The organism is Halomonas sp. GD1P12 (assembly GCF_025725645.1).
Taxonomy (GTDB): Bacteria; Pseudomonadota; Gammaproteobacteria; order Pseudomonadales; family Halomonadaceae; genus Vreelandella.
Genome location: NZ_CP107007.1, coordinates 151,161 through 176,033 on the forward strand (window position 1 = coordinate 151,161; position 24,873 = coordinate 176,033).

The 24,873-nt window shown below is 63.0% G+C and carries 20 protein-coding genes and 4 tRNA genes; 17 read left to right on the forward strand and 7 right to left on the reverse strand.

Features of this window, described 5'->3' with window-relative positions; translation table 11 throughout:
• Positions 1-80: 80 nt before the first annotated feature.
• Entirely contained in the window at positions 81-989 is a 909-nt protein-coding gene (locus OCT39_RS00695) for a TIGR01777 family oxidoreductase (RefSeq protein ID WP_263585817.1), read from the forward strand.
• 35 nt (positions 990-1,024) lie between these two features.
• Here OCT39_RS00695 and rapA read toward each other — a convergent pair whose 3' ends face one another.
• Both rapA and OCT39_RS00705 read right to left on the reverse strand, forming a co-directional pair.
• Positions 1,025-3,964: an RNA polymerase-associated protein RapA gene (gene rapA, locus OCT39_RS00700; protein ID WP_263585818.1), complete on the reverse strand. Its 2,940-nt coding sequence runs from the start codon at positions 3,962-3,964 to the stop codon at positions 1,025-1,027.
• A gap of 104 nt (positions 3,965-4,068) precedes the next feature.
• The gene (locus tag OCT39_RS00705; RefSeq protein WP_263585819.1) at positions 4,069-4,872 is read right to left on the reverse strand and encodes a TlpA disulfide reductase family protein; all 804 of its coding nucleotides are present in this window, start codon (positions 4,870-4,872) and stop codon (positions 4,069-4,071) included.
• A gap of 66 nt (positions 4,873-4,938) precedes the next feature.
• Between OCT39_RS00705 and OCT39_RS00710 the strand changes: the two genes are divergently transcribed.
• From OCT39_RS00710 to OCT39_RS00720, 3 genes are all read left to right on the forward strand, one after another.
• On the forward strand, positions 4,939-5,187 hold the full coding sequence (locus OCT39_RS00710; protein ID WP_263585820.1) for a hypothetical protein: 249 nt from the start codon (positions 4,939-4,941) through the stop codon (positions 5,185-5,187).
• Positions 5,180-6,727 (forward strand): phospholipase D family protein, encoded by a 1,548-nt coding sequence (locus OCT39_RS00715; protein ID WP_263585821.1) that lies wholly within the window; start codon positions 5,180-5,182, stop codon positions 6,725-6,727. Before OCT39_RS00710 ends, OCT39_RS00715 begins: the two co-directional genes overlap by 8 nt.
• 141 nt (positions 6,728-6,868) lie before the next feature.
• On the forward strand, positions 6,869-8,077 hold the full coding sequence (locus OCT39_RS00720; protein ID WP_263585822.1) for an ABC transporter substrate-binding protein: 1,209 nt from the start codon (positions 6,869-6,871) through the stop codon (positions 8,075-8,077).
• A 75-nt stretch (positions 8,078-8,152) separates the two neighbouring features.
• On the opposite strand, the gene OCT39_RS00725 is transcribed toward OCT39_RS00720, so the two are convergent.
• The 5 genes from OCT39_RS00725 to typA form a co-directional block, all read right to left on the reverse strand.
• Positions 8,153-9,463, reverse strand: coding sequence for a branched-chain amino acid ABC transporter permease (locus OCT39_RS00725; RefSeq protein WP_263585823.1), 1,311 nt, complete (start codon positions 9,461-9,463; stop codon positions 8,153-8,155).
• Positions 9,463-10,467 carry a branched-chain amino acid ABC transporter permease gene (locus OCT39_RS00730; protein WP_263585824.1) on the reverse strand — a complete coding sequence of 335 codons (1,005 nt, stop codon included), beginning with the start codon at positions 10,465-10,467 and terminating at the stop codon, positions 9,463-9,465. The genes OCT39_RS00725 and OCT39_RS00730 overlap by 1 nt, the downstream gene beginning before the upstream one ends.
• A gap of 16 nt (positions 10,468-10,483) precedes the next feature.
• Positions 10,484-11,230: an ABC transporter ATP-binding protein gene (locus OCT39_RS00735; RefSeq protein WP_263585825.1), complete on the reverse strand. Its 747-nt coding sequence runs from the start codon at positions 11,228-11,230 to the stop codon at positions 10,484-10,486.
• 42 nt (positions 11,231-11,272) lie between these two features.
• The gene (locus OCT39_RS00740; protein WP_263585826.1) at positions 11,273-12,043 is read right to left on the reverse strand and encodes an ABC transporter ATP-binding protein; all 771 of its coding nucleotides are present in this window, start codon (positions 12,041-12,043) and stop codon (positions 11,273-11,275) included.
• A gap of 317 nt (positions 12,044-12,360) precedes the next feature.
• The gene (gene typA, locus OCT39_RS00745) at positions 12,361-14,187 is read right to left on the reverse strand and encodes a translational GTPase TypA (protein WP_263585827.1); all 1,827 of its coding nucleotides are present in this window, start codon (positions 14,185-14,187) and stop codon (positions 12,361-12,363) included.
• 163 nt (positions 14,188-14,350) lie between these two features.
• Between typA and OCT39_RS00750 the strand changes: the two genes are divergently transcribed.
• From OCT39_RS00750 to rpoB, 13 genes are all read left to right on the forward strand, one after another.
• Positions 14,351-15,334 (forward strand): biotin--[acetyl-CoA-carboxylase] ligase, encoded by a 984-nt coding sequence (locus OCT39_RS00750; RefSeq protein ID WP_263585828.1) that lies wholly within the window; start codon positions 14,351-14,353, stop codon positions 15,332-15,334.
• On the forward strand, positions 15,331-16,170 hold the full coding sequence (locus OCT39_RS00755) for a type III pantothenate kinase (RefSeq protein ID WP_263585829.1): 840 nt from the start codon (positions 15,331-15,333) through the stop codon (positions 16,168-16,170). The genes OCT39_RS00750 and OCT39_RS00755 overlap by 4 nt, the downstream gene beginning before the upstream one ends.
• A gap of 130 nt (positions 16,171-16,300) precedes the next feature.
• Positions 16,301-16,384 (forward strand) — tRNA-Tyr (locus tag OCT39_RS00760).
• 94 nt (positions 16,385-16,478) lie between these two features.
• Positions 16,479-16,552: transfer RNA gene (locus OCT39_RS00765), tRNA-Gly, on the forward strand.
• A 31-nt stretch (positions 16,553-16,583) separates the two neighbouring features.
• A tRNA-Thr gene (locus OCT39_RS00770) sits at positions 16,584-16,658 on the forward strand.
• A gap of 144 nt (positions 16,659-16,802) precedes the next feature.
• Positions 16,803-16,878: transfer RNA gene (locus OCT39_RS00775), tRNA-Trp, on the forward strand.
• Between the two features lie 72 nt (positions 16,879-16,950).
• A complete protein-coding gene (gene secE / locus OCT39_RS00780) occupies positions 16,951-17,334 on the forward strand; it encodes a preprotein translocase subunit SecE (protein WP_263585830.1) in 384 nt (127 codons plus the stop codon).
• 8 nt (positions 17,335-17,342) lie between these two features.
• Positions 17,343-17,876: a transcription termination/antitermination protein NusG gene (nusG, locus tag OCT39_RS00785; RefSeq protein ID WP_263585831.1), complete on the forward strand. Its 534-nt coding sequence runs from the start codon at positions 17,343-17,345 to the stop codon at positions 17,874-17,876.
• Between the two features lie 175 nt (positions 17,877-18,051).
• Positions 18,052-18,483, forward strand: coding sequence for a 50S ribosomal protein L11 (rplK, locus tag OCT39_RS00790; protein ID WP_263585832.1), 432 nt, complete (start codon positions 18,052-18,054; stop codon positions 18,481-18,483).
• Positions 18,484-18,485: 2 nt separating this feature from the next.
• Positions 18,486-19,178 (forward strand): 50S ribosomal protein L1, encoded by a 693-nt coding sequence (gene rplA, locus OCT39_RS00795; RefSeq protein ID WP_252105851.1) that lies wholly within the window; start codon positions 18,486-18,488, stop codon positions 19,176-19,178.
• 310 nt (positions 19,179-19,488) lie between these two features.
• Positions 19,489-19,995 (forward strand): 50S ribosomal protein L10, encoded by a 507-nt coding sequence (rplJ, locus tag OCT39_RS00800; RefSeq protein ID WP_263585833.1) that lies wholly within the window; start codon positions 19,489-19,491, stop codon positions 19,993-19,995.
• Positions 19,996-20,086: 91 nt separating this feature from the next.
• Positions 20,087-20,458, forward strand: a complete 372-nt coding sequence (gene rplL / locus OCT39_RS00805; RefSeq protein WP_263585834.1) for a 50S ribosomal protein L7/L12 — start codon at positions 20,087-20,089, stop codon at positions 20,456-20,458.
• 329 nt (positions 20,459-20,787) lie between these two features.
• Positions 20,788-24,864 carry a DNA-directed RNA polymerase subunit beta gene (gene rpoB, locus OCT39_RS00810; RefSeq protein ID WP_263585835.1) on the forward strand — a complete coding sequence of 1,359 codons (4,077 nt, stop codon included), beginning with the start codon at positions 20,788-20,790 and terminating at the stop codon, positions 24,862-24,864.
• Positions 24,865-24,873 lie beyond the last annotated feature (9 nt).

Consider the following 24,873-nt stretch of genomic DNA (forward strand, 5'->3'; position numbering starts at 1 on the left):
TACTTATCGTAGCATTTTAGTACAGCATTTGTGTAACTAACCGTCTGCGGGCTGAGCCTGCGGACGAAAGGAGGTTCTGGATGCGAATACTCGTCACCGGCGGCACGGGCTTTGTCGGCAAGCGTCTGTGTGAAAAGCTGATCGACGGCGGCCACCAGGTCGACGTCGTATCGCGCTCGCCCTCTCAGGCGGCTCGCGGGCTACCGCGGGCGTGCAACACCGGCAAGAGCGCGATGGCGTTCATCGATACCCCGCCGGACGCCATCGTCAATCTGGCCGGCGAGCCAATTGCCGGCAAGCGCTGGAGCGATGCGCAGAAAAAACGCCTGATCAGTTCGCGGGTCGAGGCCACTACGGCGCTGGTCGAGTTCTGCAAGGCGCTGCAAAAAGCGGACAAGCCGCTGCCTGCGGTGATGGTCAGCGGCTCGGCCATGGGGTACTACGGCGATCAGGGCCAAAAGAAGGTGGACGAAGAGACGCCGCCGCACCCTGAATTCGCCCATCGGCTCTGCGCCCAGTGGGAGGCGGCCGCCGAGCCCATCAAGGCGCTCGGGGTAAGGCTTGCGATCCTGCGCATTGGCCTGGTGCTCGACGAAGGTGGCGGCACGCTCGCCAAAATGCTGCCGCCATTCAAGCTGGGCCTGGGCGGGCGTTTCGGCGATGGCCGCCAGTTCATGCCCTGGGTGCACCGGGAAGACCTCGTCGAGGCGATTCTGTACTTGATCAACAAGTCCGGGCTCGAAGGGCCGTTCAATGCCGGCGCCCCGCACCCGGTCACCAACCGGGAGTTTAGCCAGACCCTGGCGCGGCACCTCAACCGCCCGGCGATCTTTCCGGTGCCCGCCTTCGTACTGAAGGCGGGGCTTGGAGAGATGTCGCGGCTGTTGCTGACCGGGGCGGACATGCGCCCGGAGCGCCTGCACGCGGCGGGCTTCAACTTCGGCTACCCGACCCTCGACAAGGCGCTGGCCGATATCCTCGACGACTGACCGCACCACGCACGGTGAGGTCTGCCCGGCGCCGATCAGGCGTTGGGGTCGACGGTGATCACCACCCGCACCGCGTCCAGACGCAGCCGGGTGGCGTCGATCGCTTCCATCAGCGCGTCGCGCTCGCGCTCAAGTGCCGCTAGCTCTTCGTCGCGCACCGCCGGGTTGTGCTGAGAGAGCGAGCGCAGCCGGTCGAGTTCGCCGTCCAATTGGGCGCGCATCTTCTCGCGCGCCTGCTCTAAAAGTCCCGGCAGCGCTTTTTCCGCCTCCGCTTCGCCCTGGCTCAACAGCGTGCGCAGCTCACTCACCCGGCTCTTGATCAGGTCGCGGGCCATCGACTTGTTGACCTTCTGGACGTTCTTCGAGAGCCCGGTGAAGGAGATGTTGGCGGTCAGGTTGGCGCCGGATTCGTCCATCAGTACGCGCACCGCCGTGGGCGGCAAAAAGCGATTGAGGTGCAGCGCCTTCGGCGCTGGGCAGTGGGTGCAGAACACCAGCTCCGCCATCAGCCGCCCGCTGGGGATGGCGGGGTGGCGCAGCAGCGCAAGCGCGGTGTTGCCCATGGTGCCGTCGATCACCCGGCCCATCATTTCGCGCACCAGCGGGTGCTCCCAGCCAAGCCGGTGCACGTCGTCGCGGGCCAGCGCTACGTCGCGCCGGTAGGTGGCGGAAAACCCTTCCTCGCCTTTCACCAGTCCCGGCAGGCCGTCGAGCATGTGCGAGCCTGGCGCCAGATAAAGCAGGTCGTTGCCGATCTCCTGGCTGTCGACGCCGAACACGTCCAGCGCCCGTTCGACATAGCGCGGCAGGGCAGTATCCTCGTCGAGCTCGCGCACCGCCTCGACCACCTGCTCGGCGCGCTCCGGGCGGCAGGCGTTGAGCTCCAGCAGGCGGTTACGCCCGGCTTCGCGCTCGGCCATCTTCTCGGTGAAGAAGGCGCGTGTGTCAGCGATGATCTCGTCGAGCGCCTCGTCGTCCAGAAGCGCATCGGCCAGCGCATCGCCGAAGGTCTCGAACAGCTCGCTGCCGACGCCGTGGGGGGCAGCGAAGGCACTCATGCCTTCGTGGTACCAGCGTAAAAGCCGCTCGCCGGGCGAGGCGCTGAAGGCGGGCACGTGCAGCTCGATGGCGTGGCGCTGGCCGATCCGGTCGAGGCGCCCGATACGCTGTTCGAGCTGATCCGGATGCTGGGGCATGTCGAACATCACCAGATGCCGGCAGAACTGGAAGTTACGCCCCTCGGAGCCGATCTCCGAGCACACCAGCACCTGGCAGCCCTCTTCCTCGTCGGCGAAGGCCGCCGCGGCGCGGTCGCGCTCGATCAGTGAGAGATCCTCGTGGAACACCGGCGCCTGATAGCCGCCGAGCACGCGCAGCGCCTCGGAAAGGCCTTCGGCGGTTTCGCGGTGGTGCGCGATCACCAGCACCTTGTCCCCGGCCAGGCCTTCCTCGCTGGTGTCGGCGAGCTTCTCGAGCAGCCAGTTCACCCGCGGGTCGATCTGCCACCAGGGCTCGCCATTGAGCGGGTCATCGGAGAGCGCGCGGTAGGTGGCGTCCGGGTAGATCAGCACGTCCGGGTGATCCATGCCGGTTTCGATCAGAAGCTCGTCGAAGTAGTCCTCGTCGCGCTCGACCCGGCGCAGCACGCGCCGGTAGGCCGAGGGCAACTCCAGCGTGCTCTGGTGCAGACGCCGCTCGGGAAAGCCGCCCACGTGGCGGCGGCTGTTGCGAAACATCACCCGGCCGGTGCCGTGACGGTCGAGCAGCGCGTCGCGAAGCTTCGTTTTGGCCTCTGCCTTGGCGTCGTCGCTTTCGCTTTCGCGGCACAATGTGTCCAGCAGCGCCTGGCCGTCGGCGTCATCGACCACCGCCGCCACCCGCTCGCGCTCGGAAGGCAGGGCGTCGAGCGCCTCGATGGCACCGGCCACCTCGACGTAGTGCGCCTCCTCCTGCTTGAAGCGCGCGATATCGTGGTAGCGCTCCGGGTCCAACAGGCGCAGGCGAGCAAAGTGGCTCTCCAGGCCCATCTGCTCCGGGGTGGCGGTCAACAGCAGAAGGCCGGGAATCTGGCCGGCGAGCTGCTCGACGCAGCGATAGCCCGGGCCGCTTTCGCCGTCGGCGTGCCAGTCGAGGTGGTGCGCTTCGTCGACGATCAACAGATCGAAGTCGCTCTCAAGCGCTTGGGCCTGGCGCGCCTCGTTGGCGAATAGCCACCCCTGGCTTGCCAGAATCAGCTGGGCGCTCTCGAACGGGTTGGCGCCGGCTTGAGCTTGGCTCTGGGTTTCGTCGAGCAGCGTGACGCTGAGCGAGAAGCGGCGCAGAAGCTCCACCAGCCACTGGTGGGTGAGGCTATCCGGCACCAGCACCAGCGCGCGGGAAACGCGCCCGGCCAGCAATAGCCGGTGCAGAATCAATCCGGCTTCGATGGTCTTGCCAAGGCCCACCTCGTCGGCGAGCAGTACCCGAGGGGCGTGGCGGCGCGCGACTTCGTCGGCGATATAGAGCTGGTGAGGGATCAGGTCGATGCGCGGGCCGCTAAAGCCGAGGGCTTCGTGCTGCTCGATACGCTGATGGTGGTGCAGCGTGCGAAAGCGCAGGTCGAACCAGTCGTTGCGATCCACCTGGCCGGTCAAGAGACGGTCGCGGGCCTGGTTGAATTGCATGGTGTCGGCCAGGCGCGTTTCGGGAAGCTCGCGGGCGACGCCGTCGTCGTCCAGGCCCTGGTAAATGATCAACCCCTGGCGCTCGCTGCTTTCGCTGACGGTGATCTGCCAGCCATCGGCGGCGATCACCCGGTCACCGCTACCGAATACCACCCGGGTCAGCGGCGCCTGACGGGTGTTGTAGGTGCGGGTTTCCTGACTGGCACTGAACAAGATGGTCACGCTGCGGGCGTCGCAGTTGAGTACGGTGCCCAGCCCAAGCTCGGCCTCACCGTCGCTGATAAAGCGCTGGCCGGGGGTAAAATCGCTCATGATGCCTCAAGGAAGTTCAAAACGGGGCGAGCCGCCTGCGTTCAGGCGGCGATAGGGCGGGGGATTCTAACGCAAAGGCGGGGCGGTATTAAGCGCCGAGTCGCTTAATTATCGAGCCAGCGGTCGAGCTCGGCGCGGGTCAGCTCGCCAACGTGGACTTCCTGAGTGCGGCCATCGGCGTCGAACAGCACGGTGGTGGGCAGACCCGGGGCTTCGAAACGCGCCATCAGCGTTTGGCTCGGGTCGCGCAGCGCCACCTCGAAGGAGAGCGCCTGCTCGTCGAGATAGCGCACCACCGGCAGCAGATCCTCGCCCTGATTGACGATGACGACGCTCACTCCCTCCAGGCCGTCGGCCTGCTCGAGAAGCGGCATTTCGCGCCGGCACGGCGGGCACCAGGTCGCCCATAGATTGACGATCAGCCGGTCGCCGCGCGCGGCCAGGTCCGGCAGGTAAACCGGTTCGCCGTCGAGGTTTTCAAGCGTCACCTCGGGTAGCGCGCTCACTGCAAAGCGCTGCTCGTCCACGCTCACCATGACCGCCACCAGCCAGAGCGCCGAGCTGAGAATCAGCAGGATGACGGCGATGCCTAGCGCCTTGAGGCTGTTGCGCAGCGACCAGGCGCACCACAAGAGCCCGGCCAGAAAACCGCCCAGCGGGTGATAGCCCGGCTGCCAGAGTTTGAGCGCCTCGAGCGGGGCCGCCATGAAGCTTTCGATATTGAGCAGCACGTAGCCCACCCGCGCGCCCACCAGCCAGCAAAGGATTAGCCCGCTGAACCAGCGGCTTTTTTGTCGCGCATTAAGCGGCAGACAGTAGCGGCTCGTCAGCAGCAGCAGAAGGGCGGCGCCCAGGGCGAACAGGCGAGGCAGCGAAAGAAGGAGCGGGCCGAGGGCAATCGCGTTCATGGTTTTCCCGTTGAGCAGTTACACTGGGGCACCATATCATGCACGCCACTGTTTACGGAGAACTCCATGTACCCGTCCGGCATCGACGTACTGCGGGCGCTGGCGATCGGCTCCCAGGCGCTGGGGCTTACGCTGATCATCGCGCTGGAAACCGTCATGGGCAACGCCGCCCGCCCCTGGCAAGGCGTGGTGCTGGCTTTCATGCTCGTTTCCGCGCTGTTAATTGCGCTGGCCAGGCTCTACCGGCGCAACCGCCAGCGTAAAGAGGCGGATGCGCGCCGCGCGCGCCTGGAGGCGGGCACTGACGATGGCTAGCCGCCGGCCGTGGCTGGCCGCGCTTTTGGTGGCGGCGCTGACGCTTGCCGGCTGCGTCGACGAGGACGTTCCCCGCGAGGCGCAGGTAGCGGTCGAGCGCGCCCAGGCCGAGGATACCTGGCTTGGCGAGCGGGTCGCCCACGCGCTAAAGGGGCAGAGCGCGCCGGACGGCTTTGCGCTTCTGGCCAACGGCCAGCAGGCGTTCGAGACCCGGGTGGAACTCATCCACCGCGCCGAGCGCTCGCTGGATATCCAGACCTATCTGTTCGGCGACGGCCAGACCACGCGGCTGATCATGGAAGAGCTGATCGAGGCCGCCGAGCGCGGCGTTCGGGTGCGCCTGCTGCTCGACGACATGGGGGCGATCGGCCAGGGCGAGCGGCTGGCCGCGCTTTCGAGCCATCCTCGTATCGAGGTGCGGGTGTTCAACCCGGTGGCCTTCGGCCGCGGCCATCTCGCCACTCGGGTGCTGGCCTCGTTCACCGCGCCCAAAACCCAGCACCGGCGCATGCACAACAAGCTCTGGATCGCCGACAACACCGTGGGCATCGTCGGCGGGCGCAACCTGGGCGACGAATACTTCGACGCCAACGAGTCGCTCAACTTCGCCGATCTGGACCTGGTCACGATCGGCCAGGTGGTGCCCGAGCTTTCGCAAAGCTTCGACGACTACTGGAATCACGCTCTCGCCCAGCCGATTGCCCGCTACCATTCGGTTGAGGCGAGCGCCTGGCAGCCCTTCGCCGATGAGCTCGACCGCTGGCTCGACGACAACGCCGAGGCCGACTACCTCGTCCGGCTGCGCGAGTCGCCTTCCGAGGCGCCGCCCTGGCGCACGCTTTTCTGGGGCAGCGCCCAGGCGTTCTGGGACAGCCCGGACAAGATCCACTCCGACGGCGCGCCCCACTGGCAGGCAACGCTCTTGGGCGAGCTTTTGCGCCACGCCGAAAGCCGCGAACGGCTGGTGATGATCTCGGCCTATTTCGTGCCCACGCGAGCCGGCGTCGAGCGGCTGGAGGCGCTGGCAGGCCAGGGCGTGGCCATCGACATTATCACCAATTCGCTTGCGTCCACGGATGCCGCCGTGGTGCACGGCGCTTACATGCCCTGGCGGGCGCGGCTCATCGAGAGCGGCGTGCGCCTTTTCGAGCTGCGCCCGGAGCAGGAGGCGAGCGGCAATGCCACCGCGGAGGAGATGCGCGTACCCGGCGCCTCCGCCTCGGCGCTGCACATCAAGGCGCTGGGTTTCGATGATCAGGTGTTTATCGGCTCGTTCAACGTCGACCCCCGCTCGGTGTTCTGGAATACCGAGGTGGGCGTGCTGGTCGAAAGCGACGGGCTACGAGAGGCTTTCGACGAACTGGTCGAGATTGGGCAGCAGCCAACGATCAGCTACCGCGTCACCCTCGAGGATGGCGCGCTGGGGTGGGCGTACGAGCACGAAGGCGAACGCCGGCGCGCTGTGGAGGAGCCCGGCAGTTGGTGGCGCCACGCCAACGCCTGGTTCAGTCGAACCTTCCATCTGGAACCCTTGCTGTAGCGCCAGCGCCTATACATGCGCCAGGCCCGCGCCGTTAAGAAGCGTTAGAAAAGGAGCTTGTATTTTCGACCCGGCGGTTTCAAATTGATACCAGCGCGAGCGACAGCCTGCGCGATTCAAATACCGGGAGCGACGAATAACATGATCAAAAAACGCACACTCGCCGCCGCTATCGCGGCGTCCTCTCTTGCCTTGACCGCCACCGCTCAGGCCGAGGTCAAAATCGGCTTTCTGGGCGGTTTCACCGGCGGTATCGAAAGCCTGACGCCGCCGATCTTCGAAGGCGCACAGCTGGCCGTGGCCCAGATCAACGAGCAGGGCGGCATTCTGGATGGCGAAACGCTTTCAATGCCGTCCGGCGATACCACCTGTTCTGACGCCTCGGCGGCCTCCAACGCCGCCGACCGCATGGTCAACTCCGAAAACGTCACGGCGATCGTCGGCGCGCTTTGCACCGGCGCGACCATCGCCGCGGCCAACAACGCCGCGATCCCGGGTGGGGTGGTGATGGTCTCGCCGGCCTCAACGGCGCCGGCGGTCACCGAGCTCGACGACAACGATCTGGTGTTCCGTACCGTGCCCTCGGACGCCTTCCAGGGTGAAATGCTCGCCAAGCTGCTGCTCGACAAGGGCATCGACGTGGTCGCGGTCACCTTCGTCAACAACGACTACGGCCAGGGGCTGTCCGACGCCTTCAGCACGGCGTTCGAAGCTGGCGGCGGCGAGATTACCGACAACCTCGCCCACGAAGACAACCGCGCCGACTACCGCTCTGAGCTCGGTGCGCTTTCCGCCGGCGGCGCCGACACGCTGGTCGTGCTGGCCTATGCCGATACCTCGGGCCAGACCGTACTGCGCCAGGCGTATGAAAGCGGCATGTTTACCCAGTACGTGGGCGCCGACGGCATGGTCGGCGATAGTCTGGTGGAAGCGATCGGTGCCGACGTGCTGGATGGCATGATCGCCACGCGCCCGGGCAGCCCGGATCTACCCGGCACCGAGATCTTCGAGAGCGCCGCTAATGATGCTGGCTTCGACCCCAGCGCCGTATTTGCCGCCCAGGCCTATGACGCCGCCTTCCTGCTGGCGCTGGCCATCGAGCAGAACGGCAGCGCCGAGCGCGAGGGGTTGAGTGATGCGCTGCGCAGCGTCTCGAGCGCCCCCGGCGAGGTCATCCTGCCCGGCGAGTGGGAGAAGGCCGTGGAGCTGATCGCCGCGGGCACCGAGATCAACTACGAAGGCGCCTCCGGCTCGCACGAGTTCGACGATAACGGCGACGTCCCTGGCGTGGTGGTCGAAATGGCGGTGGAAGACGGCAGCTTCGTGACCAAGGGTCAGCTCGACTTGTAAGCCGCAAAGCGTGGAAGCCTTGTAAAAAAACGCCCCGGGCCGAAAGCCCGGGGCGTTTTTCGTAGTGGCCGGTGCTTAGCCGTGGGTCTTGATGTTCTCCGGCAGCAGCCCCTTGGGGGCGAAGCGCAGCACGATCGTGATCAGCATGCCAATCACCAGTACGCGGGCCTGCAGCGCGCGGCTGTCCAGGTTGCTGGGCATCTCCCAGCCCGCACCTTCGCCGATACTCGTCACCAGCTCCATGACGTAGAGCGCCAGCGGCTCGGACATGATCCAGATGATGTACACCGCTACGGCGCCGAAGATCGTGCCCAGGTTGTTGCCGGGCCCGCCGAGAATCACCATTACCAGCACCAGAAAGGTGTGATTCAGCGGCAGATACCCCTGGGGGTCGAAGAGGCTGTTGAAGGTGCCCAGCACGCCGCCGCCCAGGCCCATCAGAATGCAGCCCAGCACGAAGATTTCGAGGCGGCGTTTGTTGATGTCCTTGCCCATGGCCGCCGCGGAGACTTCGTTGTCACGAATGGCGCGAATCATCCGTCCCCAGGGGGCGTGGTAGGCGCGGTGGAGCAAAAAGAAGATCGCCGCGATGATCACCGCGGTCAGCGATAGATAGATCGCCCGCGACAGCGTGAAGCCGAGCTCGGCAGGCCCCGGCGTCGGCCAGGGCAGCGGCGAGACCGTGGCGGTGCCGCGGGTCAGCCAGTCGGAGTTTTTCAAAAACGCCTTGATGATCTCGGCGATACCGAGGGTGGCGATCGCCAGGTAGTCGCTTCGAAGCCCGAGACAAATATGGCCGATGAAGTAGCCCACGCCGCCGGCAAGCGCGCCGCCGACGATCCAACCCGTCCAGGGCGGCAGGCCGAAACCGCCGACGAAGCCGGCGCGGGCCTGAATCTCGCCGGTCACCTCACGAAGCATGCTGATCACGGTGAGATAAAGCACTACCGCCACCACCACGGTGACCACGGTGCGCAGCCGTTTCGGCATGCCGAAACGGTCGAGCCGGCTCACGCCGACCACCACCAGCACCGCGGCGATGCCGTAAAGCAGCACGCGGCCAAGCTCGAAGGGAAGCTCCGTGCCCCAGAAAGCGTCGTTGACCGGTACGCTAAAGAGCATGGCGCTAAAGCCGCCAAGGGCCACGAAGCCCATGACGCCGGCGTTGAACTGCCCGGCGTAGCCCCACTGAATGGTCAGGCCGAGCGCCAGAATGGCGTAGCAGGCCGCCTCGACCAGCATGCGCGTACTGTAGGCCGCGCCCATCAGCGCGTAGACGCCGAGCACCGCGACCAAAAGCGCGGCGAACAGCACCACCTCGCGCAGCGGGAAGCGCCGCGTGACGGTGGCATCGCGGGGCGTATAGGAGGAGGTTTTATCGTTCATTAGATCACCTTGCCCTTGAAGAGCCCCGTGGGGCGCCAGATCAGAATCGCCACGAGAATGAAAAACGGCACCACGATCTTGTACTCAGTGCCCACGAAGGCGAGATTCGACGGAAGCTCCAGCCATTCGGGCAGGCGCTCCTGAAACGGGCGCAGCAGCACGTTCCAATTGAACACCGCCAGGGTCTCTGCAAAGCCCACCACGAAACCGCCGGCGATCGCCCCGTAGGGATGGCCCACCCCGCCGACGATGGCGGCGGCGAAGATCGGCAGCAGCAGAAAGAAGCTCAGATCCGGCTTGAAGGTCACATCCAGTGACAAAAGCGTGCCGGCAATCGCCGCCAAGCCCCCGGCGATCACCCAGGTCACGGCAACGATGGTGTTGGTGTTGATGCCCGAGGCCTGAGCGAGCTCCGGGTTGTCCGACATGGCGCGCATCGCCTTGCCTAGCCGCGAGCGGTTCAAGAACACCGCCAGCGCCACGACCGCCACCACCGTGATCACGAACAGATAGAGCTGCGGTTCGGTCACCACGATGGGGGCTCGGGCGCCTTCGAAAGGCAGCCCCAGCCGGAAAATCTCCTTACGGTCATCGACATACAGGCTCTGGCCGCCGGTGCCGGCGAACAGGCGGATCAATCCCTGCAGCATCAGCGTCACCCCGAGGGAGCCGATGACCATGACGATAGGCTTGACCCCGTGAGCGCGCAGTGGCTTGTAGAACGCCTTATCGATACCGACGGCGAGCAGGGCAGTGAGCGCCATGGCCAGCGGCAGCATGATCAGCGCGGTGGGCACGCCGATGCTGGCGCCCGCGGCGGGAAAGGCCGACGCGAGCAGCAGCACCATGAAGGCGCCGAAGGTCATCATGTCGGCGTGGGCGAAGTGAGCGAAGCGCATGATGCTGAAAATCAGCGTCACGCCGATCGCCCCAATGGCGTAGATCGACCCGGTGACGCTGCCGGCGATCAGGACGTTATTGATGAAAAAGACCAGTTCGTTCACGAGTATCTCCCCCGGGCTAGCCGCCCAAAAAGCTCTTGGCGACATCCGGGTCGGCCAAAAGCGCCGCCCCCGTATCGGTAAAGCGGTTCTGGCCGGCGGCCAGCACGAAGCCCTTGTCGGCGATGGCGAGCGCCTGCTTGGCGTTCTGCTCGACCATCAAAATGCCGACGCCGGCGGCGTTGATCTTCTTTACCCGATCGAAGATCTCGTTCATGTAGAGCGGTGAGAGCCCGGCGGTGGGCTCGTCGAGCAGCAGGAGTGTGGGCTCGGCCATCAGCGCGCGGCCCATGGCGACCATCTGGCGCTGGCCACCGGAGAGCTCGCCGGCGGGTTGGCGGCGCTTGTCCTTGAGCGGTGGGAAGAACTCATAGACCTGCTCGAGCATGCGCTTGACGTTGTGCGGCTTCAAATACGCGCCCATCTCCAGATTCTCCTGCACCGAGAGGCTCGGGAAGACGTTCTTCTCCTGGGGGACGAAGCCCATGCCGCGCTTGACCAGCTGGTTCGGCGCCAGGTTCTGGATCGGCTCGCCGCCCAGCAGGATCTCGCCCTGGTTGACGTTCAAAAGGCCGAACACCGCCTTCAACATGGTGGACTTGCCGGCGCCGTTGGGGCCGACGATCACGCCGACCTCATCGGCGTAGAGGGTCATGTCGACCCCGTTCAAGATGTTCATACTGCCGTAGCCGCCGTGCACGTCGCGCGCGTCCAGAAGCGGCGCGGCGCTGGCCGCCGGCGAGGGGGGTGACGCATCGTTGGACATGATCGAAAAGTCTCGAAAGAGTGTGTTGTTGTTGGCACCGCGCTAAGCGGCATCGCTGCCGAAATAGGCCTCGATCACTTCGGGATTTTGCTGGATCGCCTCGATCGAACCCTCGACCATGACGCTGCCCTGGGCCATCACGATGACCGGGTCGCACAGCCGGCTGATCATCTCCATGTCGTGCTCGATGACCAGAAAGGTGTAGCCCATTTCGCGGTTGAGCCGCTCGATGTTGCCCATCAGATCGCCCAGGAGCGTGCGGTTGACCCCGGCGGCGATCTCGTCGAGCAGCACCACTTTCGCGTCGGTCATCATGGTGCGGCCAAGCTCGAGAAGCTTTTTCTGCCCGCCGGAAAGGTTGCCCGCCAGCTCGTTTCTCACGTGATGCAGGCCCACAAACTCGATCACCTCCAGCGCCCGGCGGCGCACCTCGTCCTCCTCGTGGCGCACCAGCCCCGGCTTGAACCAGGTGTTGAACAAACGCTCGCCGGCCTGGCGCGGCGGCACCATCATCAGGTTCTCCAGCGCGCTCATCTGGCTGAACTCGTGGGCGATCTGGAAGGTGCGCAGTAATCCCTTGTGAAAGCGGGCGTCGGCGGGAAGCGGGGTGATCTCTTCGCCGTCGAGCAGGATACGGCCACTGTCCGGGACGAGAGAGCCCGCGATCAGGTTGAAAAGCGTCGATTTGCCCGCCCCGTTGGGGCCGATCATGCCGGTGATGGAGCCTTTTTCGACCTTGATCGAGCAGTCGTTGATGACGTGTAGCCCGCCGAAGGCCTTGTTGACGTGTTGTACTTCGATAATCGGGGTCATGGTGTCCTCTTGCCAGGGAAGGCAGCTGCCCGGCCATTGCCTGGCCCTTGAAAGGGCGGCGCCGGCGCGGCGACACGGCTTGTGTGCGGGAGCGTCCCTGTGGGTGTCGGCTCGGATCGCGATCCAAACACCTGTATGAATTGTAGGATAGCCGCGTTCTTGGGCGCGGTTCGCATCCTACTTTGCGACAGAACGGGTCCGCTTTCCAGCCCCCTTGCGTTTAGGCTGCGTTAATCAGGACGTTAAATGCGCGCGAGCCCAAACGCCGGGCACAAAAAAGCCCGCGCGGTGGCGGGCTTTTCAGACGAGCGGCGGGCTTATTTCTTGCCGGCGCGCTTACGCTCGTTTTCGGTCAGGTGCTTCTTGCGCAGGCGGATGTGCGACGGGGTCACTTCCACCAGTTCGTCGGAGTCGAGGAACTCGATCGCCTGCTCCAAGGTGAACTTGATCGGCGGCGTCAGCACGATGTTTTCATCGTTACCGGTAGAGCGCATGTTGTCGAGCTTCTTACCCTTGGTCGGGTTCACGACCATGTCGTTGGCACGGTTGTTGATACCGATCAGCATGCCTTCGTAAACTTCGGTGGCGTGATCGATGATCAGCTTGCCGCGCTCCTGCAGGGTGTAAAGCGCATAAGAAAGCGCCTTGCCGCCGACCATGGAGACCAGCACGCCGTTGCGACGCTCGATGGACGCGTCAGGCTTGAGCGGACCGTAGTGATCGAAGCGGCTGGTCAGGATGCCGGTGCCGGAGGTCAGGGTCAAAAACTGACCGCGGAAGCCGATCAGGCCACGCGCCGGGATGATGAAGTCCAGGCGCACACGGCCCTTGCCGTCCGGGTTCATGTTGGAGAGCTCGCCCTTGCGGTAGCCGAGCTCTTCCATGATCGCGCCCTGATGCTGCTCTTCGCAGTCGATGATGACTTCTTCGTAGGGCTCCTGCTTCTCGCCGTCGATCTCCTTGATGATGACCTCGGGGCGGCCAACGGCCAGCTCGAAGCCTTCACGGCGCATGGACTCGATCAGTACCGACAGGTGCAGCTCGCCACGACCGGAGACCTTGAACTTCTCCGGGGTTTCGCCCTGCTCGACGCGCAGCGCCACGTTGTGGATCAGCTCCTGCTCGAGGCGGTCACGAATGTTGCGGCTGGTAACGTACTTGCCGTCCTTACCGGCAAACGGCGAGTCGTTGACCTGGAAGGTCATGGAGACGGTCGGCTCGTCGACGGTCAGCGGCGGCAGCGCTTCGACAGCGTTCTGGTCGCACAGCGTATCGGAGATCGCCAGATTTTCGATACCGGTGATGCAGACGATGTCGCCGGCGGTGGCTTCGTCGGTCTGCACGCGCTCAAGACCCATGTGGGTCATCACCTGGCCGATCTTGCCCTTACGGGTATTGCCTTCCTTGGTGATCACGCTGATCTGCTGGCCGGGCTTGACGCTACCGCGCTTGATGCGGCCAAGACCGATGACGCCAACGTAGCTGTTGTAGTCGAGCGCGGAGATCTGCATCTGGAACGGACCGTCGATTTCGACCTTGGGCGGCTCGACGATGTTGACGATCGACTTGAACATCGGGTCCATGCTCTCTTCGAGCGCGTCCGGCTCCATGCCGGCGATGCCGTTGAGCGCCGAGCAGTAGATGATCGGGAAGTCGAGCTGCTCGTCCGAGGCGCCGAGGTTGTCGAACAGATCGAAGATCTGGTCGATGACCCAGTCCGGGCGCGCGCCGGGGCGGTCGATCTTGTTGACCACGACGATCGGCTTCAGGCCCTGGGCGAAGGCCTTCTGGGTCACGAAGCGGGTTTGCGGCATCGGGCCGTCGACGGCGTCGACCAGCAGCAGGACCGAGTCCACCATCGACATGACGCGCTCGACTTCGCCACCGAAGTCGGCGTGCCCGGGGGTGTCGACGATGTTGATGTGGTAGTCCGTACCCTTGTCATCCTGCCACTTGATAGCGGTGTTCTTGGCCAGGATGGTGATACCGCGCTCCTTCTCCTGGTCGTTCGAATCCATGATACGCTCCTGGCCTTCGGCCTTACGATCAAGCGTACCGGATTGACTCAACAGCTTGTCGACCAGGGTAGTCTTACCGTGGTCAACGTGGGCGATAATGGCAATGTTACGAAGATTCTCGATCACGACGCGATCCTGCTGGAAAAATAGGGCGGCATTATAGGGTCTGGGGTGGGGCGACTACCAGCGCTGTCTTAAATAAAGAGGCAAGTCAATAACCCAATGGCGGCAGTTTTCGCTGCCTGGGCGCATCCGGTAAGATAGGCGTTTTCCCAACCAGGGCAAGGACATGACCATCGGTAACCTGATGCGTTTGTTAAGCGATGGCGACGTCCATTCCGGTGAGGCGCTCGGCCAGGCGCTGGGCGTTTCCCGCGCCGCGGTATGGAAACAGCTCAAGAAGCTCGACGCCATGGGGGTAGAGCTGGTCGCAGTGAAAGGCCGCGGGTACCGCCTGGCCCAGCCGCTGGAGCCGCTGGACGGCAAGCGGGTGGTATCGGAGCTTCCCGCCGAGGCGCGCCATCTGCTGGCGCGCCTGTTCGTCGAGGACCAGCTTGCCTCGAGCAACGAGTATCTGCGCGCGCGCTTCGATCAGGGTGCCGGCCACGGCGAGGTGTGCCTGGTCGAGCTGCAAACCGCCGGGCGTGGGCGGCGCGGGCGGGTATGGTCCACGCCCTGGGGGCAGAGTCTGATGCTCTCGCTTGGCTGGCGCTTCGAGGCCGGGGTGGCCTCGCTTGAAGGGCTGAGCCTGGCGGTGGGCGTGGTGGTGGCTCAGGTGCTCGAGCGCCACGGGGTAACGCCCAAACTCAAATGGCCCAACGACGTGCTGCTTCCCGACAAGGGCGGCGAGCTCGGTAAGCTCGCCGGTATCCTGATCGAGGTGACCGGCGACGCCGCCGGCCCCTGCGAGGCCGTGATCGGCATGGGCATGAACCTCTTTTTGCCCCAAAGCCTGCGCGAGACGATCGACCAGCCGGTGGCTGCGCTTTTCGACGAGGTGCCGACGCTTTCACGCAATCAGCTCGCCGCCGAGGTCATCGCAGGGCTTCTGGCCATGCTTGCTGGCTTCGAGGAGCACGGCTTTGGCATCTGGCGCGACGAGTGGAACGCGCGCCATGCCTACAAGGGGCTTGGCGTGCGCGTCATCCAGGGCGCCCGAGAAAGCGAGGCGGTCGCCGGCGATGTCGACGACAGCGGCAATCTCTGGGTGAATGAAAGCGGCCAGACGCGGCGTTTGTCCGGCGGTGAGATCAGCGTGCGTAGGCGCCTATGATTCTGGATCTGGATATTGGTAACACGCTCTCCAAGTGGCGCCTTAAGGATGCCAATAGCAGCGAGATTCGCTCGCGCGGGGCCGTATGGACGCGCGAGGAGTGGCGCCCCGGCGCGGATATTCCGGATCTCGACGTGGTCGAGGCGGTGCGTATTTCAAGCGTCGCCCGCGCCGCAGTGCTCGACGACACGGTCAAGCTTTTGCGTCGCCAGGTGCGCCACGTCTTCGTCGCCAAATCGCTGCCCGAGTCGCTTGGGGTGATCAACGGCTACGACGAGCCGGGCAAGCTCGGGGTGGATCGCTGGATGGGGGCGCTGGCGGGCTACCAGCTCGCCGGCGGCTGCTGCGCGGTGGACTGCGGCAGCGCCATCACCGTGGATTTCGTGCTCCCCGGAGGGATGCATCTGGGCGGCTTTATCATCCCCGGGCTCAGGTTGATGAAAGAGAGCCTGCAGCTTGGCACGCGCAACGTGGCGATCGACCCGGACAGCGAAGCCGAGGCGCTGCTGGAGCCTGGCCGGCGCACGGTGGATGCGGTCAACCACGGCATTTATATGGCGGCGGTCAGCGCGATCAACCGGGTGTATAGCGAGGTGTGTGACCAGCAGGGCGTCACGCTGCCCATGCTTCTGACCGGCGGCGATGCGCGGGTGATCTCCCGCGGGGTGCGTGTGCCTCACGCGGTGTGGCCGGACATGGTGTATGGCGGGCTGGAGGCGAGTTTTCCGCTCACCTTTGCCGAGCGCGCTGGCCGCATGGCCGGGGCGCCAAGGGTGCCCGAGCCGGTGGCGTTGGAAAAAATTCGCGCGGCGCTTGCTTTTTCCATGCTGCTTTGACAGAATGCAGCGCGTTCCAAGGCAGTGCGGCCCGTGAAAGCGGCGTACGCTGAGTCAAAAGCTTTGATAAATTAAGTAGCTATCTGGCTTGACACTGTTTTGGAGGCTGGCATAATGTGCCGCCACAGCTGGAGAGGTTCCCGAGTGGCCAAAGGGAGCAGACTGTAAATCTGCCGCGAAAGCTTCGAAGGTTCGAATCCTTCCCTCTCCACCAGTTTTACGGCAGCGTTGATTTTGCTGCTGGAGTTGAAAGCCGCAAGGCGTATTTTTCGGTTGAACTTGCCGGTTTTTGATTCATGTTTGATCAAGCGGGCGTAGTTCAATGGTAGAACCTCAGCCTTCCAAGCTGATGGTGCGGGTTCGATTCCCGCCGCCCGCTCCAGTCAAGCGCTGTTGGTTGTAGTGCAAGTTAAGCTCATGTAGCTCAGGGGTAGAGCACACCCTTGGTAAGGGTGAGGTCGACGGTTCAATTCCGTCCATGAGCTCCATATTTCGAAAAAGCGGGCATTGCTCGCTTTTTTTGTCTTGTCGCCGCGCGATGCGGTAGACGACGTTTGGGGTTGTCACGGTGGCGGTTCTTCGCTATCATGCTGCCCGCTGTAGCGCAGGTGTGCAACTGCACACGATGATACAGGCCAGTGGCTCAATTGGCAGAGCAGCGGTCTCCAAAACCGCAGGTTGGGGGTTCGAGTCCCTCCTGGCCTGCCAACCTTCCCCAGGTTGGTATGTCTTTTTCAAGAATTCCAAGTCGCTTGCTGCACCCTGAGGAGTCTCGTTTTCATGAAGCCTAGTTCCGTAAAACCTGGCGCCGAGGTGCAACAATCACGTCACGATGGCCTCAAGTGGGTAGCCGTCGCGGCGCTGCTTGTCGTTGCCGTTGTGGGTAACACGTATTTTGCCGATGTCGCCTTGCTCTACCGAGTGCTGGGTGTCGTGCTTTTGTGCGCCGGCGCCGGCCTCATTGCGCTGACCACGACCAAGGGTCGCGCACTGGTCGAGCTTGCGGTTAGCGCCAAGAAAGAGATTCAGCGGGTCGTTTGGCCCACGCGCGCCGAAACCATTCAGACCACTGCCATCGTGCTGGTAGCCGTCATGGTCGTCGGTCTGATGCTCTGGTTGATCGACACGCTTCTTGGCTGGGCAATGTCCGGCGTCATTGGTTAGGAGTTTTCATGTCCAAACGTTGGTATGTCGTCCACGCCTATTCCGGCTTTGAAAAGCACGTGATGCGCTCGCTCATCGAGCGGGTGAAGATGTACGGCATGGAAGACCGCTTCGGCGAAATTTTGGTGCCAACGGAAGAAGTGGTCGAAATGCGCGACGGCAAGCGCCGCAAGAGTGAGCGCAAGTTCTATCCGGGCTACGTGCTGGTCGAGATGGAAATGGTCGACGAAACTTGGCATCTGGTCAACGAGACGCCTCGCGTGATGGGCTTCATCGGTGGCACCAAGGAGAAGCCGGCGCCGATTACCCCTCGCGAGGCGGACGCTATCCTGCATCGCGTCAAGGATGGCACCGACAAGCCGCGGCCGAAGACCATGTTCGAGCCGGGTCAGTCGGTTCGCGTTACCGACGGGCCGTTCGCCGACTTCAACGGCGTCGTCGAAGAAGTGAACTACGAAAAGAGCCGCCTGCAGGTCAGCGTGCTGATCTTCGGTCGCGCCACGCCCGTGGAGCTCGAGTTCTCCCAGGTCGAGAAGGACTAGCCAGATAAGGCTCGCTCTAAAAGACCCGGTCGAGATAACCGAGCAAGAAATAGCAGGGTGGAAGAGGCCGGTCGTAAAGGCCGCGCGATAAAACGATTTTCATGTAAAACGGCTTTGGCCGTTTTGCGTACACCGGGGAGCCGTCAGGCGTTATCACCCAACTGGAGTAATCACCATGGCCAAGAAAGTACAGGCTTATATCAAACTGCAGGTCGCTGCAGGTAAAGCCAATCCGAGTCCGCCCGTGGGCCCTGCACTGGGTCAGCACGGCGTCAACATCATGGAGTTCTGTAAAGCGTTCAACGCCGCGACTCAGGACATCGAGCCGGGCCTGCCGACGCCGGTCGTGATCACCGTTTATTCCGATCGTAGCTTCACGTTCGTCACCAAAACCGCGCCTGCCGCCGTGCTGCTGAAAAAAGCCGCTGGCATCAAGTCCGGTTCTGGCGTACCGAACAAGCAGAAGGTCGGTACCGTGACCCGCGAACAGCTCGAAGAGATCGCCCGCACCAAAGAGCCGGACATGACGGCTGCCGATCTTGACGCCGCCGTACGCACGATCGCTGGTAGCGCTCGTAGCATGGGCCTAAACGTGGAGGGTCTCTGATCATGGCTAAACTGTCCAAGCGCGCGCAGAACATTCGTGCCAAAGTAGACACCAAGAAAGCGTACTCTCTGGAAGAAGCGGTCAACCTGCTCTCCGAGCTCTCCACCGTGAAGTTCAAGGAGTCCGTGGACGTGGCGATCAACCTGGGCGTTGATCCGCGTAAATCCGACCAGGTCGTTCGTGGCGCCACCGTCATGCCCAACGGTACTGGCAAGGACGTACGCGTTGCCGTTTTCACCCAGGGTGCCAACGCCGATGCCGCTAAAGAAGCCGGCGCCGACATCGTGGGCATGGACGAGCTGGCCGAGCAGGTCAAAAAGGGCGTGATGGACTTTGACGTCGTCATCGCCTCGCCGGACGCCATGCGCGTCGTGGGCCAGCTGGGTCAGATCCTCGGTCCGCGCGGTCTGATGCCGAACCCGAAAGTCGGCACCGTGACCCCGGACGTCGCCACCGCGGTGAAGAACGCCAAGGCCGGTCAGGTACGCTTCCGTACCGACAAAAACGGTATTATCCACACCACGCTGGGTAAGATCGATTTTGAAGCGAGCGCCGTTGCCGGCAACCTGGAAGCGCTGGTCGCCGACCTCAAGCGTCTCAAGCCGAGCACGTCCAAGGGTATCTACTTCAAGAAAATGACCCTGTCCACTACCATGGGCCCGGGTATCACCATCGACCACTCTGCCTACGTCTAAGCGTCGTCGGAGTTCGATGGAAGGCGCGCCGGGCACTGCCCGGCGCGCCTGACAGAAGTAAGGCAAGAACTTTGCGGTCCCCCACGCACGCGTGGGGCGCCGTCAAAGACCGCAGGTGCCACACGGGGCAACGCCTCGATGGCTTAATCGCTCAAAGCGCCTGCGCAGATGGTGTGGCCGCCAGTTGGTTGATGCTTTTAAGCAGCGCTTGTCTGGTGAGCACCATCCCTACGGCTTTCGGGGAGCGGTTGGCTCCGGAAGAGATGGTAACCACCGGGCCTTGAAGGTCCGGCACGAAGGAGTGATCACTGTGCCACTAGCACTTGAAGGCAAGAAAGCGATTGTTGCCGAGGTGAGTGAAGCGGCCAAGGACGCACTCTCCGTCGTAGTTGCCGATTCTCGCGGCGTGACGGTCGGCAAAATGACCGACCTGCGCAAGCAAGCGCGCGAGAATGGCGTCCAGATCCGTGTTGTCCGCAACACGCTGGCACGCCGCGCCCTCGAGGGCACTCAGTGGGAGTGCCTGACCGAGAGCTTCGTTGGCCCGACTCTGTTGGCCTTCTCCACCGATCATCCGGGCGCTGCCGCTCGTTTGTTCAAGGAGTTCGCCAAGACCGAGCAGAACTTCGAAGTAAAAGCGCTGGCCTACGAAGGTGAGCTGATTCCGGCTGCCGACATCGACCGTCTGGCAACCCTGCCGACTTACGACGAGGCAATCGCCAAGTTGATGTCGGTCATGAAAGAAGCCTCCGCTGGCAAGCTGGTTCGTACTCTGGCCGCTCTGCGCGACCAGAAGCAGGAAGCCGAAGCGGCGTAAACCGCTTCACCTGTTGGCAGCGTGAAGGCGCTGCGTGAACCGAGCAACGAATCCCGAGTCGCAAGACTCCCGCAAAGTTAGGAATGAAACAATGGCACTGTCCAAAGACGATATCATCAATGCTGTAGCCGACATGTCCGTAATGGAAGTTGTCGAGCTGATCGAAGCGATGGAAGAGAAATTCGGCGTATCAGCTGCTGCAGCTGTTATGGCTGGCCCGGCTGCTGGCGGCGAAGCTGCTGCTGAAGAGCAGACCGAGTTCGACCTGGTTCTGACCTCTGCTGGTGACAAGAAAGTCAACGTCATCAAGGCCGTTCGCGAAATCACCGGTCTTGGCCTGAAAGAAGCCAAGGGTGCCGTCGACGGCGCACCGGCCACGCTGAAAGAAGGCATGTCCAAGGACGACGCAGAAGCTGCGAAGACCAAGCTGGAAGAAGCAGGCGCATCCGTCGAGCTCAAGTAATTCTTGTGCCGGTGGCTTTACGCGCGGCGTAAGCTTCCACGGCTGGCGGCGGGCCCTCCCGCTGCCGGCCTTTTTCTGTTGTAGCTGGCATCAAACGCGCTGCCGTGTTATGCAGAAAGGCTGCCATAAGGGCAGCCACACAGTAAGACCGGTGTTTGGTATCGTCGTTAAAGGGTCTTATACCCGAATGAGCGTCCGATAACACTGTTATCTATCAAGATTTTTGACGGCGAGCTACCGATTTAGGAGCTTGCTGTCTGCGTCTGAAACGCCCGCGGGGCAGATGACCACGCATCGGCCACCCATGGTGAACAAGCTGGGGAATACAGATGGCTTACTCATATACTGAGAAAAAACGCATCCGCAAGGATTTCGGCAAACTGCCCCAAGTGATGGATGTGCCTTACTTGCTGGCGATCCAGCTTGATTCCTACTACGACTTTCTCCAGCAGGACCGTTCGCCTGACGAGCGTCACGAGGTCGGTCTGCATGCGGCGTTTAAGTCCGTCTTTCCGATCGAGAGCTTTTCCGGCAACGCCGCGCTCGAGTATGTCAGCTACCGCTTCGGCACGCCGGCGTTCGACGTAAAAGAGTGCCAGCTGCGCGGTGTCACCTACTCGGCACCGCTGCGTGTGAAGGTTCGCTTGATCATTTATGATCGCGACTCTTCCAATAAAGCCATTAAAGATATCAAAGAGCAAGAAGTCTACATGGGGGAAATCCCCCTGATGACCGAGAACGGTACCTTCGTCATCAACGGTACCGAGCGGGTAATCGTTTCCCAGCTCCACCGCTCACCCGGTGTGTTCTTCGATCACGACAAGGGCAAAAGCCACTCTTCTGGCAAGCTCCTTTACTCTGCTCGCGTGATTCCTTACCGCGGCTCCTGGCTCGACTTCGAGTTCGACCCGAAAGACAACGTGTTCGTGCGTATCGACCGTCGCCGCAAACTGCCGGCGTCGGTACTCATGCGTGCGCTTGGCATGAGCACCGAAGAGATCCTCGACGAATTCTTCGAGACCAGCAAGTTTCACATCGAGAAGTCCGGCTTCTCCGTGGAGCTCGTGCCGTCGCGTCTGCGCGGTGACACCGCCACCTTCGACATCAAGGATGGCAACGGTGAGCTGATCGTCGAGGAAGGCCGTCGTATCACCCAGAAGCACATCCGCCAGCTGGAAAAGGCCGGACTCGAGCGTCTGGAAGTGCCGATGGAGTACCTCTACGGCAAGACCCTGGCCAAGGATCAGATCGACGCCAAGACCGGCGAGCTGATCGTCAACTGCAACACCGAGATCACCCCGGAAGTGCTCGAGCGCATGGCCCAGGGCGGCATCACGCAAATCGAGACGCTCTACACCAACGATCTCGACTGCGGTTCGTTCATCTCCGACACCCTGAAGCTCGACACCACCGGGTCGCAGCTCGAGGCGCTCGTCGAGATCTACCGCATGATGCGCCCCGGCGAGCCGCCCACCAAGGAAGCCGCCGAGACGCTGTTCCACAACCTGTTCTTCACCGAAGATCGCTACGATCTCTCCGGTGTCGGTCGGATGAAGTTCAACCGCCGCCTGCGTCGCGACTCCGACACCGGCTCCGGCGTGCTGGATCGCAAGGACATCCTGGATGTACTGCGCGAGCTGATCAACATCCGTAACGGCTTTGGTGACGTCGACGATATCGATCACCTGGGCAACCGCCGTATCCGCTGTGTCGGCGAGATGGCCGAAAACCAGTTCCGCGTGGGCCTGGTGCGTGTCGAGCGTGCGGTCAAAGAGCGTCTGTCCATGGCGGAAAGCGAAGGCCTGATGCCGCAGGATCTGATCAACGCCAAGCCGGTCGCGGCGGCGGTGAAAGAGTTCTTCGGTTCAAGCCAGCTGTCACAGTTCATGGATCAGAACAACCCGCTTTCGGAAGTTACCCACAAGCGTCGTGTGTCTGCACTCGGCCCGGGTGGTCTGACCCGTGAGCGTGCAGGCTTCGAAGTACGTGACGTACACGCCACGCACTACGGTCGTCTGTGCCCGATCGAGACGCCGGAAGGTCCGAACATCGGTCTGATCAACTCGCTGGCCACCTACAGCCACACCAACAGCTACGGTTTCCTCGAGACGCCGTACCGCAAGGTGAACGCGGGTCAGGTGACGGACGATATCGTCCACCTGTCGGCGATCGAAGAGGGTGATTTCGTCATCGCCCAGGCATCGGCGGCGGTTGACGAGTCCAACAAGCTCAGTGATGACCTGGTTCAGGTGCGTCACCGCGGCGAGACTACTTTCATGCGTCCTGAGCAAGTGACGCTGATGGATGTGTCCCCGCGTCAGGTTGTATCGGTGGCCGCGGCCCTGATCCCGTTCCTCGAGCACGATGATGCCAACCGCGCCCTGATGGGTGCGAACATGCAGCGTCAGGCCGTTCCCACTCTGCGCGCCGACAAGCCGCTCGTGGGTACCGGCATGGAGCGCTTCGTTGCACGCGATTCCGGCGTGTGCGCCGTGGCGCGTCGTGGCGGTGTGATCGATTCCGTCGATGCGCGTCGTGTGGTGGTTCGGGTCAATGAAGACGAGATCATCGGCGGTGAAGCCGGGGTCGATATCTACAACCTGACCAAGTACACGCGTTCCAACCAGAACACCTGCATGAACCAGCGCCCGATCGTGCGCCCCGGCGACAACGTCGCCCGCGGCGACATCCTCGCCGACGGCCCGTCCGTCGACATGGGTGATCTGGCACTCGGTCAGAACATGCGCATCGCGTTCATGCCCTGGAACGGCTACAACTTCGAGGACTCCATCCTGCTTTCCGAGCGGGTGGTCCAGGAAGACCGTTTCACCACGATCCACATCCAGGAGCTGACCTGTGTGTCGCGCGACACCAAGCTCGGCCCGGAAGAGATCACCTCGGACATCCCCAACGTCGGCGAGTCGGCGCTTGGCAAGCTGGACGAGGCGGGTGTCGTCTACATCGGCGCCGAAGTGGGCCCTGGCGACATTCTGGTCGGCAAGGTGACGCCGAAGGGTGAAACCCAGCTGACGCCGGAAGAGAAGCTCTTGCGTGCCATCTTCGGTGAGAAGGCAAGCGACGTTAAAGACACTTCCCTGCGTGCCCCGACCGGCATGAAGGGTACCGTCATCGACGTTCAGGTCTTCACCCGCGACGGCGTCGAGAAGGACTCCCGCGCGCTCTCCATCGAGCAGGAGCAGCTCGACGAAGTCCGCAAGGATCTTCAGGAGACCTACCGGATCGCCGAGGACGCCACGTTCGAGCGTCTCAAGCGTACCCTGGACGGCCAGGCGGTCAACGGCGGCCCGCAGCTCAAGAAGGGCGACGTGCTCGACGAGGCCTACCTGGAAGAGCTTCCGCGTCAGCAGTGGTTCAAGCTGCGCATGCAGGACGAGTCGTTCAACGAACTGCTCGCCCAGGCGGATGAGCAGCTCGAAAACCGTCGTAAAGAGATGGACGAGCGTTTCGAAGACAAGAAGCGCAAGCTCACCCAGGGCGACGACCTCGCGCCGGGCGTGCTCAAGATCGTCAAGGTCTACATGGCGGTCAAGCGTCGCATCCAGCCGGGTGACAAGATGGCCGGCCGTCACGGTAACAAGGGTGTCATCTCGGCGATCATGCCGATCGAGGACATGCCGTTCGACGAGAAGGGCGAGCCGGTCGATCTGGTGCTGAACCCCTTGGGTGTACCGTCGCGCATGAACGTGGGTCAGATCCTCGAAACCCACCTGGGGATGGCGGCACGCGGGCTTGGCGTGAAGATCGACGCGATGCTGCGCGATGCGCGCGGTCAGCAGCTGGCGGAAATTCGTGACTTCCTCGGCCAGGTGTACAACACCCCGGGTACGCGCCTCGAGGACATCGATTCGCTTTCTGATGACGAAGTCATCGCGCTGGCGAAGAACCTCAAGGGCGGTGTGCCGATGGCAACGCCGGTGTTCGACGGTGCCAAGGAGCACGAGATCAAGCACCTGTTGAAGCTTGCCGACATTCCCGAGTCCGGCCAGATGACGCTGTACGACGGACGTACCGGCGACAGCTTCGACCGTCCGGTGACCGTGGGCTACATGTACATGCTGAAGCTTAACCACCTGGTCGACGACAAGATGCACGCCCGTTCCACCGGTTCGTACTCGCTGGTGACCCAGCAGCCGCTGGGTGGTAAAGCGCAGTTCGGTGGCCAGCGCTTCGGTGAGATGGAAGTGTGGGCTCTGGAAGCCTACGGCGCGGCGTACACGCTACAAGAGATGCTCACCGTCAAGTCGGACGACGTCGAAGGCCGCACCAAGATGTACAAGAACATCGTGGATGGCGACCACACCATGCAGGCAGGCATGCCGGAGTCCTTCAACGTACTGGTGAAGGAAATCCGCTCGCTGGGCATCGATATCGAGTTAGAGAGCTAGGAGCTGTCC